This is a genomic window from Methanomassiliicoccus sp. (assembly GCA_033485155.1).
Lineage (GTDB): Archaea > Thermoplasmatota > Thermoplasmata > Methanomassiliicoccales > Methanomassiliicoccaceae > UBA6.
In genome coordinates this window covers 104,740-117,280 of the sequence record JAWQJJ010000004.1, presented here as the reverse complement: position 1 = coordinate 117,280, position 12,541 = coordinate 104,740, and the positions used below count along the sequence as shown (strand labels likewise).

Sequence of the window (12,541 nt, the reverse complement as noted above, 5' to 3'; positions counted from 1 at the left end):
CGACGAGAGTGACGCTAACGGGATGTGGACCTGCGGCGCAGGGCCGCTTCCGCCCGTTCGAGGTCGGCCCTGGTGTTGACGTTAAGGGCGAACTCTTCGGCCTCGGTGATCATGTATTCCTGCTCCAGCTCCCTGCCGGTGAGCATCAGGAGACGGTCGACGACCGAGACGCCGCACAGCACCACCCTCCGGCCGCTGACCTCCAGGGAGTAGGTGAGATCCATGCCCAGGGAGTTCATGAGCTCCACCGGCACGGTCACGCAGAATGAGCCGGCCTGGGAACGGGAGGAAGAGGATACCGCCGCGTCGATGCCCTCAGAGGTTAGCAGGGGAAGATCTACCGGGCAAACTAGGACCTTCGGGGACGGAATATGGGACATCGAAAGATTGAGGTCCTCGCAGTAGCCGGTGCCCGGGGTGTCGATGAGCTTCGCTTTCATTTTCTTCAGGTACCTTGCCGTCTCCGGGGCGTGGGGGCTCACCGACACGAAGATATCGTTGACCTCGGAGGCGCCTTCGAATGCCTCCATCACCCGGTCGATCATAGGCCTCCCCAGCACCTTGACCAGGGGCTTCTCTCCCGGGACGTCCTTCAATCGGCTCCCTCGTCCTCCGGCAGTTAATAGAACGGCAACAGGAATATGACCGCCCCCATCATGCCCACCAGCAGGACCGCGGGCTTGGCCAGCTCGTTGGTCGCCCCCATCATGTCCCCGTTCACGCACCCGAAGCTCCGCCGTCCCTGACCGGCCACCGCCACCCCCACCGCCGAACTTGTGATGATCAGAAGGGCGATCAGCACCAGGCCGTAAGGGTTAGACCATGAGTATGCCATTAAAAAGACAACGGTCAGCAGGACGAATGAGAGCACGGCGGAGTACAAGGCATGCCTCTCCGGAGTGTTTCGCACGAACGGGCTGCCCAGGCCCTCCCTCGGCTCGCCCAGAGCGGCCACCGTGACCAGCGCGTTCTTGGCCAGCACCTCCATGGCCAGGGGGAGGAAGAACAGCATCACCGGAATGCTGGACTCGCTGACGAAGGACAGGGAGGCGATCGTCAGCATGGTGAACATGATCCCAAAGCCCACGCCTCCGGCCCCTACTCTGGTGTCCTTCATCGCCGCCAGCTTCTTCTCGTGCGGGCCGGTGGCAATGAGGCCGTCCCCGAGGTCGATCAGGCCGTCAAAGTGCAGGAAGCGGTTGAGGCCGTGGACGACGAGAACGACGAGCACCGCCGACACCAAGCCGTCGAGGGCCTTGGTCAGCAGGAGGAAGAGCCCGCCGGCCACGACACCGTAGAACAGTCCCACGAGGGGGGTGAGCCAGAAATGGCGCGATAGCTCGTCGATATCCTCGCCGGTGATGTTCACCGGGATGACGGTGAACAGGGAGAAGAGCGACTTGACCGCGCCTACGACCCTAATTTATCCTCACCTTCCAACAGCTCGGTATATATGCGGGACATGATGGAACCGATGAGCGAGGCGACGATGTCATCGAGGAACGGGCCGAGGGTCCCCAGGATTCCCGGTTTCTTCTTATCGTACCGCACGTACTCGAAGAGGCCTTTGGTACCCGCGACGTACTCTGCCAGGGCGATGCCCAACAATTCATCGGCCACCAGGTGCACGGGGTCCTGGAGGAATCTTCCCTGGTCCAGGCCGAACATCTCGTCGCGGTTGCCCATCTCCTCCATGTTGATGGCCGCGTAGATCATGGCGTTGACGTTGATGTCCTTCCTCAGCACCACGAGGTGGCGCATGAACATCGCCTTGATGCGCTCGAGGTCCCAGGTCGGGTCGGGGATGTAAAGCTCATAGGCCGCCGCCCACATCTCCTCCGGACCTATCCCTAGTTCGTCGAGGCGGTATCCGAAGTCCTTCGCCTTGCCGTTGTTGCCGTTCCACTTGCGGATCGACTCGGCCACACCCTCGCGGACAGCGCGGGCGACGGCGATGCCGACATCGGTGGCCGGGCCACAGTACTTGTCCCCCTGCCCGATGGGGCAGGCGATGGCCACCGCATCGCTGGTCGTTCCCGTCCCCTTGACCTTCATGTCCCTGAGGGCGGCGGACTTGGCCTCGGTGACGGTGATGAACCCGCCGGCCAGCCCGCAGTCCTGGATCGGCTGGTCCACGATGACAATGATGTTGATGGTACCGGCGACGTGCTTGGGCAATAGATCGATGATCTCCTGCGGAAGCCGCTCCCCGGCGTACACTGCATTGGTCACTCCGGCAGTCACCACGGCGATGGTTTTCTTGCCGTTGAACTCCTCGCGCTTGATCGTGAACACCTTGTCGACATGCGCTGCGGTCATGAATCCCACGCAGTCCTCTGGCAGCGAGTAACGGCGGCGGACCTCCTCCAGGTCGTCCTCCGGCCTGCAGTTGTCATACCCCATCTTCACCTCCAGGATGAACAGCGTATCGGTCTCCGCGAACCCTCCGCCCATGATGGTGGAGCTCAGCACCCTGTACCTGCCGGGAAGGCGGACGATGGCCACCGGTTTCCCGAGATATTCTCCCTTCTCGATCTTGACATCGAACTCGGACATGGTCTCACCACAGCCCCAGCAGCAGGTTCTCGAGGAACAGCTGCACCTGAATGCCTATGAACGTGAACAGGGGAAGGAGGACGATGACGAAAAACAGCACTGCAGTGAGCTTCATCACTTTGATGGTGTCCTTGATAACCATCGGATCAGTGGGCACCTCCCCCTCGCCCATTGAATAGTAGCCGATCTTCTCGAACCTGACTCCCAGTCCACCGGCCACCGCGGCCATCGGCCATCCCTTGTTAGGGCTGGTGGTCTGCCCGTGGTCCCTCTTGGCCGCGCGCCAGGCTCTCCTCCAGTCCTTCCCCAGGATGGCCAGGGCGAGCATGATGAAAGGAACGGACATTCGGGCGACGACATAGTGCATGCAGTCGTCCAGCCGGGCGGCGAACCATCCGACGTTGCGGTGCCTGTCGCTGAGGTAGCCGATCATGCCGTCCTCGGTGTTGGCGACCCTCAGGATGGTCGCTCCGGGGATGCCTGCCAGTCCGAAGTAGAACATCGGCGAGAGGACCGAGTCAACGAGGTTCTCGGAAACGGTCTCCACCGCGCACGAGGTCACGTGGGCCTTGTCCAGCTTATAGACGTCGCGGGAGACGACCATCGCCGCCTTGGCCCGCGCCGCGTCCAGGTCGTCCTTCTGGAGGTCCTCGATCATCGGCGCGGTATGGGTCTCCAGGGCCCGGATAGCGAACAAGGTCTTGAACAGCAACGCGCAGGCCAGAGCCCAGACGATCGACCCCAGGAGGTCACGTACCACTGCCAGCAGCAGAGTGAACGCCAGGACGAAGACGATGATCGGCACCAACCCCACGAGGACGCCCAGTGCCCTCTCCCGTCCCGGACGCCGGGGCTCCTCCCGGCGAACCCTGCCGTCCAGGAAGCCTATCAGCTTGCCCATCCACACAACGGGGTGGAAGCGGTTGGGAGGCTCGCCGACCAGCAGGTCGATAGCCAGGGCCATGACTGGTATGGTGATGGCGTATATCCACGTCTCCATGAACTCACCGACCGTCGATCTCTTCCACGACCAGTTTGAGGGCGCCCAGGAACTCGTCGTCCTTGTCCTGGGTCTTGACGCAGAAGCGGGAGTAGGCGTGGCAGGGCGGACCGAACGAGGAACAATCGCGTACCAGCACGTTGTGGCGCAGCATCGCCTCCCGGAACTGCGGGGAGGTGATCCCCAGTTCCAGCAACGGGTGGAAGAAGAAGTAGGAATCAGGAAGACCGACCTTGGACCCGAAGATGCGGGCGATCTCGGAGCGCATGCGCTCCTTCTCATCCACCAGCATGTTCACCGCCCGACGAACATGAGCCTGCTCTTGAGACATCAGCCTGGTAGCCACCCGCTGCTCCATGGTCCCTAGGTTCCACGACAAACGGGCAGCGTCCATGTACTGGATGACCTCCTTGCTCCCGAACCCATATCCCACCCGGATGCCAGGCATGGCGAAGGACTTGGTAAAAGAGCGGATGATGAAGAGGTTGTCATGGTTCTCGACCTCGCCGACGCAGGAGACATCCCGGTCCCGCTCCGACAGCTCCAGGAGGGTCTCGTCCAGGAAGACCATGACGTCCCGGCGGGCGGCTGCCTGCACAAGTTCCAGTACCTCTCTGCGGGGGAGCATCCTCGCCGTGGGGTTGTTGGGGTTGCATACATATACTGCCCGGGTCCCGGAGATCATCTCGTCGATCATACTGCCGATGTCCAGGCGGAAGGATTCACCCTCCGGTAGGGGAAGGTTCACCAGCTCCGCGCCCATCAGGCGGCAGGCGAAGCCGTACTCGGAGAAGGTGGGATGAGGCATCACCACCCGATCACCTGGGCGCATGAAGACCTCAGGGAACAGACGGATCAGCTCGGCCGAGCCGGCCCCCACTATGATGTTATCCGCCCGCACGTCGTATCTCGAGGAGATCGCCTCCTTAAGCTCCGCACAGCTATCATCCGGGTAATTCTCCAGCTCCCTCGCCGCCTCGGCGATGTACTCCCCCAGCCGCTCCGGCGGCCCCAGGGGATTGACGTTGGAGCTGAAGTCGCGGACCTCCATTTGGCCCCATACATCACCACCGTGGCGGGGACGGGCCATCGCCCGGACCTCCGGCCGGACCCTGTGCTCGATGCTCATTTCCCTTCCTCCTTCCTTCGTGTCCTGCGGGGAATGGCGTAGATATCGTTGCCATCGTCGAAGATCGCGACCTCCACACCGTAGACCTTCTCCACCATCTCCGAGGTGATGACCTCCCTCGGCGTGCCGAAGGCCACGATCTTGCCCTTGGATAGGATCATGACCTTGTCACAGTACTTCGCCAGGAGATTGAGATCGTGGGAAGCGATGACGATGGTCACGCTCCCGCTGAGCATGTCCCGGAGGTGCTCCATGACCTCCAGCTTATATTTGAGATCGAGATGCGCTGACGGCTCATCCACCAGGAGGACATGGGGGCACTGCACCACGGCCTTGGCCAACAGCACCCTCTGGGCCTCACCGGACGAGAGCTCGGAGAAATTGCGGTCCTTGAGATGATAGACGCCGAACCGCTTCATGGCCTCTATGACCATCTCCTCGTCCTCTTTGTTGTCCCACCACAGGCCTTTGGCGAAGGGGTAGCGACCCAGGAAAACAAGGTTTTGCACGGACATGTTGAAGTCCTCGTTGAATTCCGTAGGAACGTTGGCGCAGACCTTGGCGATCTCATCAACCTTCATCTTGTCCAGCTCGCGGCCCTCCATCCATATGGTGCCCACTTCCGGCCTCAGGATGCGGTTCATGAGGCGCATGAGGGTGCTCTTTCCCGAGCCGTTGGGGCCGATCAGGCCGATGAACTCGCCCCTCTTGCCCTCGAACTCCACGCCCTTGAGCACTTCCGACCCGTTGTAACCGAACCGGACGCCCTCGATCTTGATCGAAACCTGAGGATCATCCGCCATATTCCTTACCCCTCTTGATCATGAGATAGATGAAAAACGGCGCACCGATAAGGGAGATTACCGCTCCAACCGGCAGTTCGTCCGGTCTCATGGCCACCCGGGCGAAGATGTCCGCAGCCAGGAGGACCACGGCCCCTAGGACCATGGATGTCGGGAGGAGCAGCCGGTGATCGCCGCCGACGATCATGCGCGAAGTGTGCGGTACGATCAGACCGAGGAAGCCTATGACCCCACAGAACGCTACCGAGATCGCGGTCAGGATGGAGGTCAGCGCGATGATGATGCGTTTGAACAGCTTCACGTCCAGGCCCAGATGCTTGGCGTGCTCGTCACCCAGCAGTATCACGTTCAGCTCCCTGGCATAAAGCAGGAGGATGGCACAGATGATGAGGACCGGCACGATTATCATTAGCGCCTCTATCCAGTCGGTGAATGCGAACGAGCCGTACAGCCAGAACAGCGCTCCGTGGAGCTTGCTGTCCTCGGCGGAGGTGATGATCAGAGTGGTGAAGGACGACAGCGCAATACCAACGATCATACCGCTGAGCACAAAGTTGATGGATTTTCCTCCGGCCGACTCGGCCAGGGCCATGGTTATGAAGAAGGCGGCCAGCGCCCCGATCAGAGCGGCGGCCGGCGTGGCCAGCTCGGCAGCGCTGACGATGGATACTCCTGCCAGGATTGAAAGGATGGCCCCTAGTGCAGCCCCTGAGGATACGCCGGTGATATAGGGATCGACCAGCGGGTTCCGGATGAGGGCCTGCATGACCGCTCCGGAGACCGAGAGCCCTATGCCCACGCCTATGACCGCCACCGAACGGACGACCCTGGACCATACGACCGACTGCTCCCAGTCTCCGGGCTCCGGACCCATGTTAGTGATGATGGCCCACAGGTCCTTCAGCACCGTGGTGAACGATATGTCGACCGCGCCTATCGACCATGACAGAATAAGAAGAAAAAAAAGGAGTGCAAGGCCGATGGCCAGGACTATTAGTAACCTGCCTTTTGTTGCCTGGACCATCGAGCCTTCCATGAATATCCCTGATGTGCTTAATCCCGAGCCACTGCCGCCGCCATCTCAACGGTGGCAGACTGGGATGCAGTCCCGGAGGGGAGATAGTTCGAATAGTCGTCCCCTACGATATTGATCCCAGTTGCATTGTATGGGACCTTGGACGCGAAAGCGTCAGGGTGCAGTATCTCCGCCAACAGCTGGACCGCATCGACCGTCCTAACCGACTGACGGTTGAAGATGCTCTCGGCTTGCCCCGTCAGGTAGTATACCTTATTATTCTTTACCGCGGGACTCTCCTTCCATATGGGATCGGAGTTGAACCAGGCGCTCTTGTTCTCCGGCGTCTCCTGGGAGTACATGATGGTCATTACGATCACATCCGCCGTCGACGCCTTCTGCTTGAGCACCTCCTCAGATGCCATCTTGTAACCGTCCATATCGGCGAACATGTTGTTACCTCCGGCGAGGTTGATGATCTCGCCGATAGCGGTCGAACCGCCCGCGGGCCAGACGTTGGTGAAGCCCTCGTCGGCGTAGGTCACGAACAGGATATTGGGCTTGCTGTCCCCGGACATGGCCCCGGCGATGTTGGCGACCTGAGCCTTCATGTCGTCCACCAGCTTGGTGGCCTCCGACTGCTTGGCGGTGACGTTGCCAATCATCTCGATGTTCTGGTAGACAGTGGCCAGGTCAGACGATTCGTGGATCAGCATGACCGTATAGCCAGATTGGCGAAGCTGTGAGGCCAAATCGATCTGGGCCTGCACACCTTGGCTGAGGATGATCAGATCGGGATTGTAGGAGACGATTTTCTCGAAGTTGGGAGTATAGAAGCCCCCGATGGTGCTGCCATTGTCGCGCAGTGCGGCCACCTCGGCAGGATAATCGCAATAATCCGTGACCGCTACGAGGGAGCCGGCCATGTCCAGCGCGGCGACGATCTCGGAAATGTCCGGGGAACCGGACACTATCCTTTCCGGTACCTTTTCCATGGTCACAGTAGTGCTTGACGCATCGATCACCGACGAGGTCTTCGCCGTGGAGTTGTTGCCGCTAAAGGCGATAGCGGCGGCCACGGCAGCGATGGCCAGAACGGCCACCAATGCAATGGCTATGATCTTTCTCTTGCCGGAATCCAAATTCAATCCTCCTAATATTGGTCAATAAATTGGATGTATCATCCAACTACTACCGAATATTGGACTACGCATATATCCTTTCCTAGAGTTGGATGAATTAGTAAGGCACAGAAAAGAAAGGGAATGATGAAAGGGTTTACAGGTCGACGCGGTGGACCCAGCCGAAGGGATCGGCCCTTTCGCCGGACTGTATGCCGGTGATCTCGTCGAACAGCTTCTGGGCCAGAGGCCCGGTCTGGTTGCCGTTGACGGTCAAAGTCTCGCCCCGGTGATATATCTCTCCGACCGGGGAGATGACGGCGGCGGTGCCGGTGCCGAAGACCTCGGTCATGCTGCCATCCTTGATGGAGGACATGACCTCGTCGATGGCAATGCGGCGCTCCTCCACCTTGATCCCCCAGTGCCTGGCGAGCTGTAGAACGCTGTCCCTGGTAACGCCGGCCAGGATTGTCCCGTGTAGCGGAGGGGTCACCAGGACATTGTCCTTGACGAAGCAGATGTTCATGGTGCCCACCTCGTCGATGTACTTCTCCTCCAGCGCGTCCAGCCACAGCACCTGGGCGAAGCCGCGCTTCTTGGCCTCGTAAGCCGGGAGCAGCGAGGCGGCGTAGTTGGCGGCAGTCTTGGCCTCACCCAGTCCGCCCCGCACGGCCCGGACGAACTCGCCCGAGGTCATCAGGGAGACTGGGTTGAATCCTTCTTTGTAGTAGGCGCCCACCGGCCCGGTGATGATGAAGAAGCTGTACTTCTCGGAGACCCTGACCCCGATGTAGTCCTCGGTGGCGAAGGTGAACGGGCGGATGTACAGAGAGGTCCCCTTCTTGGTGGGGACCCATTTCTGATCAAGCCTCACCAGCGCGTCGACGGCATCGAGGAAGACCTGCTTGTCAACCCGCGGGATGCATAGCCGGTCAGAGGAATGGTGCATCCGCTCGGCATGCTTCTCCGGGCGGAAGACGTTGATGCCCCCCTTGACTGAGCGGAAGGCCTTCAGGCCCTCGAAAACACTCTGCCCGTAGTGCAGGGTGGAGAGCGAAGGCAATACCTCGATCTTGCCGAAGGGGAGGATCTCTGGTTCCTGCCATTCCCCATTCGCATAGTCCATCTGGAACATGTGATCGGAGAACGTCTCTCCGAAGCTCAGATGGTCGAAGTCGACCGTGCCTACTCTGCTCGTCTCAACCTTACGGGTCTTGAATTTCAATTCTATCGCCTGTGTGCCCAACCGTAACACGGACCGCATATTTGAGGATGTCCAAGCGTGGTCGCCGGGGTGGAACGGAGCGAAAAGACAGCGCGAAGAGGGGAAACGGGGGAGCCATAAGGAGGAAACAGCTGCATGGCGGCAGTGGTTGGGAATTCTCCCCCGCTTTTTTATTGACCGCCATCTAATTATATAATCGGACCGAGACCGTTACCAGCGGTGATAGCGAGCGCCTGTAGGCTGATGCCCTACCGCCAGTATTTTTAATGCCAGGACGATGGGGGGGCATGGGCGTCCTTCCCGACCACGAGATCGTTGGCCGTTGCCAGAGCGGTGAACTGAAGATCGACAACTTCTCCGAGGCCTCACTGACCCCCAACGGTTATGACCTGCGCATCGCCGAGGTCTCCTTCCCCGGCAGGGAGATCGTCAGGGAAGGTACGGTGATTATACCTCCTGGAGCCATGTTCTTCGTCTCCACCGTGGAGCGGGTGGAGCTGTCGCCCTCGGTGTGCGCCTCTCTGTGGCTGCGCACCTCGTGGATCAGGAAGGGGCTCCTGGCCGGCCTGGGCAAAGTGGATGCGGGATTCAAAGGCACCCTGACCTTCATGTCCGTGAACGTCTCTGCGGCCCCGGTGGAGGTGCAGGTCGGGGCTCGCTTCGTGCAGATCGTGTTCGAGGCCCTCACCTCGCCGGCCCAGCTTACCTACGGCAAGCGGAGCGGCAACTACCAGGGGCAGAACGGGGTGACCTTAGCACCAATCAACAAGTCCGATGTCGGCGGAAAAGACGCTCATTGAAGGCGAGTAGGTCTTCAGCTCCTCCTGGTGCAGGACGGTGATGAGAACGCCCATGCCCGCGGCCTCGGTAACCATGCGCTCGAGGATCGAATCGATGTCCTCCCTCTCGCATATGGTGTAGAAATGAATGACTCCCCCGAGCTTGAGACGGGTGAGGGCGTCGTGGAAGAAGTCCTTGGCAGAGTGCGGGAGGTTCATGATTATGCGGTCCGCGCACGGCACGTCGAACACCAGCTGGCGAGAGTCTCCTTCGATGGGAATGACATTGGTCACCTTGTTGCGCTTGATGTTCTCCTTCATGTACTCGACGGCGTCGTGGTTGAGGTCCATGGCGTAGACGATCTCCGGGCGGGAATATTTGGAGATCATGATGGAGAACGGTCCGACCCCGGCGAACATATCGACCACGGTCTCGCCCTCACGAACAAGGGAGGCGATTCGCCGGCGCTCGTTGGACAGCCGGGGGTTGAAGTACACCTTGGCAGGATCGATGAGGAGGCGTACGCCGTATTCGGTGTGCACCGTTTCCGTCCGGTCCTCCCCGGCCACGACCTCAAGGTCGCGGACCCTGAGCTCGCCCTTCACCCCGTGGTCCAGGGCTACAGTTCTCAGGCGAGGATAGGTCCGCATGAGCGCGGTGCCTATTTTTCCCGACAGCTCCAGGAGGTCGTCGTCCAGTCGGATGATGGCGACGTCCCCGATGACGTCGAAGGATACCGGAAGCCGGTCTCGCACCTCCGGAGGAACGTCCACAAAGGCCCGGTAGTCGGTCTCTGCGACCTCCCTCTCTACAAGGTCCCTTTCCACCCTCTCGAATCCGAGGTCGGGCGCCTCTCCGGGACGGAGCGGCAGGCAGATGAAGTCCCCCTCCCCCTGTATCCGACGGGAGATGTCCAGCAGGCCGAGCGATAAAAGCTTTTTACGAGTGAACTCAGCTTCCCCTCTCGGTACCTTCAGGCAGATGGTGCGCACGGTGTTGCCAATGGGCGAATTGATATTTGTCGGTTTAGGGATGTCCAGACCAGAGGACATGAGCATTAGGGCGCTGACCGCCCTCCGCAATTGCGATGAGATCTACGCCGAGTTCTACACATCAATGCTGAACGACTCCCAGCCCATGGACATAGAGGCCTTCATTGGAAAGAAGGTCACCATCCTGAAGCGTGCCGATGTGGAGGAGAAGGACATCATCGTATCCGCGGCCAGGAAGAAGAGGGTTGCCTTCATTACCGCCGGTGACCCCATGTCCGCGACCACTCATGTCGACCTGCGTATGCGGGCCATGGAGCAGGGCATCCATACAGACATCATAAATGGGGTCTCGATTTTCATCGCCTGCGCGGCGGCCCTTGGTCTGCAGCCCTACAAATTCGGCCGGGCGGTGACCATCCCCTTCCCCGAGCCTGGTTTCCTGCCCTCCTCGCCGTACGACAACATCCTGGAAAACTTCTCCCGGGGGCTTCACACTCTTATATTATTAGATATAAAGCAGGAGGAGGATCGCTATATGACTGCCCCTATGGCCATGCGCTGGCTGCTGGATGCCGAGGGGCGCCTGGGCAAGGGGCTGGTGCAGGAGCGCTCCCTGTTCTGCGCCGCGGCGCGGGTAGGCTCGGAGCGGCAAGCTCTGTTCGCCGGCTATCCGGACGAGGTGGTCAATGTCGATCTCGGCCCCCCGCTCCACTGCATGGTCATGCCCGGCCGCCTCCACTTCATGGAAGCCCAGGCCCTTGTCGCCTTCGCCAACGCTCCCAAGGACATCCTGGACGAAGGCTCAGGGAGCAAAGCCCAGAAGTAGCATCAACCTAAGCCCATCGCCCATCTTGTGGTCCGAGCGCCCCGCGTATCTGACTCGAGCGTTGGGCAGACGGTAGAGAAGGCGGTCGAGCACACCCTTCATAATGAACTGGTCAACCTCCCTCCCGATGACCACAACTATGGCTAGCGTCACCTTGTCCAGCGGCCGATCGAACCACGGAGAGGTGAGGGCATCGACGACCACCTGCTCCTCCCGGTTCATCCCCGTCCCCTCCCCTATCCCCAAGCGAAGCTCGTGGACATTGAGCAGGTCTTCCCTCAGGGCAGTGAGGTCGTCGCGGGTGATGACCTGGGCCAGCTCGGTGGCGGGGAACATCATGATGTTGTCCATGACCTTGAAGGCCTGACGAAGGGGCAGGTTCGGGGTGAGCTTCAAGAGACCGTCGTTGGGATAGGTTATGGTGGCGTGGGCCGCCTCGATGACTTCCGGCAGCGCCTTTCTCGCCGTTTCCTTGCGACCGCTGCCCTCCACCGAGAATGGAAGGGCCGCGGAGACCACTACCAGGTTGCTGCACCGCCGCCCGAAATGAGCCATGCCCGGAGTGAGGTGGGAGCCAGTCTCCCCTCCTAACCCAGTGAAGAGGAAGAGCATGTCACTCTCCCCCAATGCATCCTTGACCCCCCGCACGGCCTCGCTGTCGGCAGCGCTGAGCAGGCCAGGGGAGATCGAACGGACGAACCGAATGCCCTCGTCGCTGAGGACCACCTTGCGATGATGAGGGCGGGAGACAAAGGTGTCCCGGTTATTGCACAGGGCGACGGCGTCAAACTCGCAGCTGGCAATGGCATTACATCCAGCTCCGCCGATGCCCACGGCCTTGAGCCTCGGGCGGACCTTGCCCGGTCCCAGGCCCAGGGGGATCACCTCACGCGCCATTCGATGGATTATCCGGAGGCCGGACATAAATCTTCCCTGCTAAATTTCGATGATGTGATAATAACCCAGAATAGTGAACTCGGCTGTCGAATATTCTATCATTATCGAGAAAGATAGAACTGGTCGATTCGATTTATTGGAAATTAATATATATGTCCTCTTCTAAAACACTACAGTGCCTAGGAAAGCAGGGCAGG

Annotated in this window: 13 protein-coding genes; 2 read left to right on the top strand and 11 right to left on the bottom strand. The window is 60.2% G+C overall.

Features of this window, described 5'->3' with window-relative positions:
- Nucleotides 1-14 precede the first annotated feature (14 nt).
- The 9 genes from SA339_07600 to SA339_07560 all read right to left on the bottom strand — a co-directional run bounded on the left by SA339_07600 (nt 15) and on the right by SA339_07560 (nt 8,849).
- On the bottom strand, nt 15-596 hold the full coding sequence (locus SA339_07600; GenBank protein ID MDW5563075.1) for an NTP transferase domain-containing protein: 582 nt from the start codon (nt 594-596) through the stop codon (nt 15-17).
- Nucleotides 597-619: 23 nt separating this feature from the next.
- The gene (gene cobS / locus SA339_07595) at nt 620-1,387 is read right to left on the bottom strand and encodes an adenosylcobinamide-GDP ribazoletransferase (protein MDW5563074.1); all 768 of its coding nucleotides are present in this window, start codon (nt 1,385-1,387) and stop codon (nt 620-622) included.
- A gap of 23 nt (nt 1,388-1,410) precedes the next feature.
- Nucleotides 1,411-2,556, bottom strand: a complete 1,146-nt coding sequence (locus SA339_07590) for a phosphatidylglycerophosphatase A (GenBank protein ID MDW5563073.1) — start codon at nt 2,554-2,556, stop codon at nt 1,411-1,413.
- Between the two features lie 4 nt (nt 2,557-2,560).
- On the bottom strand, nt 2,561-3,556 hold the full coding sequence (locus tag SA339_07585) for a cobalamin biosynthesis protein (protein MDW5563072.1): 996 nt from the start codon (nt 3,554-3,556) through the stop codon (nt 2,561-2,563).
- A 4-nt stretch (nt 3,557-3,560) separates the two neighbouring features.
- Nucleotides 3,561-4,685 (bottom strand): histidinol-phosphate transaminase, encoded by a 1,125-nt coding sequence (locus tag SA339_07580; protein MDW5563071.1) that lies wholly within the window; start codon nt 4,683-4,685, stop codon nt 3,561-3,563.
- Nucleotides 4,682-5,488, bottom strand: coding sequence for an ABC transporter ATP-binding protein (locus SA339_07575; GenBank protein ID MDW5563070.1), 807 nt, complete (start codon nt 5,486-5,488; stop codon nt 4,682-4,684). Before SA339_07575 ends, SA339_07580 begins: the two co-directional genes overlap by 4 nt.
- On the bottom strand, nt 5,478-6,524 hold the full coding sequence (locus tag SA339_07570) for an iron ABC transporter permease (GenBank protein ID MDW5563069.1): 1,047 nt from the start codon (nt 6,522-6,524) through the stop codon (nt 5,478-5,480). Before SA339_07570 ends, SA339_07575 begins: the two co-directional genes overlap by 11 nt.
- A 17-nt stretch (nt 6,525-6,541) precedes the next feature.
- Nucleotides 6,542-7,645 (bottom strand): ABC transporter substrate-binding protein, encoded by a 1,104-nt coding sequence (locus SA339_07565; protein ID MDW5563068.1) that lies wholly within the window; start codon nt 7,643-7,645, stop codon nt 6,542-6,544.
- A 136-nt stretch (nt 7,646-7,781) separates the two neighbouring features.
- Nucleotides 7,782-8,849 (bottom strand): branched-chain amino acid aminotransferase, encoded by a 1,068-nt coding sequence (locus tag SA339_07560; protein ID MDW5563067.1) that lies wholly within the window; start codon nt 8,847-8,849, stop codon nt 7,782-7,784.
- Between the two features lie 287 nt (nt 8,850-9,136).
- On the opposite strand from SA339_07560, the gene dcd reads away from it, so the two are divergent.
- Entirely contained in the window at nt 9,137-9,649 is a 513-nt protein-coding gene (dcd, locus tag SA339_07555) for a dCTP deaminase (GenBank protein MDW5563066.1), read from the top strand.
- Here the strand turns inward: dcd and SA339_07550 are convergent.
- Nucleotides 9,602-10,687: a class I SAM-dependent methyltransferase family protein gene (locus SA339_07550; protein MDW5563065.1), complete on the bottom strand. Its 1,086-nt coding sequence runs from the start codon at nt 10,685-10,687 to the stop codon at nt 9,602-9,604. The genes dcd and SA339_07550 overlap by 48 nt on opposite strands.
- Here SA339_07550 and dph5 point away from each other — a divergent pair.
- Nucleotides 10,680-11,447, top strand: coding sequence for a diphthine synthase (gene dph5, locus SA339_07545; protein MDW5563064.1), 768 nt, complete (start codon nt 10,680-10,682; stop codon nt 11,445-11,447). The two genes, SA339_07550 and dph5, sit on opposite strands and share 8 nt — an antisense overlap.
- On the opposite strand, the gene SA339_07540 is transcribed toward dph5, so the two are convergent.
- The gene (locus tag SA339_07540; protein MDW5563063.1) at nt 11,424-12,344 is read right to left on the bottom strand and encodes a hypothetical protein; all 921 of its coding nucleotides are present in this window, start codon (nt 12,342-12,344) and stop codon (nt 11,424-11,426) included. The genes dph5 and SA339_07540 overlap by 24 nt on opposite strands.
- Between the last annotated feature and the right edge of the window lie 197 nt (nt 12,345-12,541).

What these genes read in the sequence shown, in the direction of transcription:
- SA339_07590 (MDW5563073.1), bottom strand. Translation starts at nt 2,556, where the DNA reads ATGTCCGAGTTCGATGTCAAGATCGAGAAGGGAGAATATCTCGGGAAA.
- SA339_07585 (MDW5563072.1), bottom strand. Translation starts at nt 3,556, where the DNA reads ATGGAGACGTGGATATACGCCATCACCATACCAGTCATGGCCCTGGCT.
- SA339_07580 (MDW5563071.1), bottom strand. Translation starts at nt 4,685, where the DNA reads ATGAGCATCGAGCACAGGGTCCGGCCGGAGGTCCGGGCGATGGCCCGT.
- SA339_07575 (MDW5563070.1), bottom strand. Translation starts at nt 5,488, where the DNA reads ATGGCGGATGATCCTCAGGTTTCGATCAAGATCGAGGGCGTCCGGTTC.
- SA339_07570 (MDW5563069.1), bottom strand. Translation starts at nt 6,524, where the DNA reads ATGGAAGGCTCGATGGTCCAGGCAACAAAAGGCAGGTTACTAATAGTC.
- dcd (MDW5563066.1), top strand. Translation starts at nt 9,137, where the DNA reads ATGGGCGTCCTTCCCGACCACGAGATCGTTGGCCGTTGCCAGAGCGGT.
- dph5 (MDW5563064.1), top strand. Translation starts at nt 10,680, where the DNA reads ATGAGCATTAGGGCGCTGACCGCCCTCCGCAATTGCGATGAGATCTAC.
- SA339_07550 (MDW5563065.1), bottom strand. Translation starts at nt 10,687, where the DNA reads ATGCTCATGTCCTCTGGTCTGGACATCCCTAAACCGACAAATATCAAT.
- SA339_07540 (MDW5563063.1), bottom strand. Translation starts at nt 12,344, where the DNA reads ATGGCGCGTGAGGTGATCCCCCTGGGCCTGGGACCGGGCAAGGTCCGC.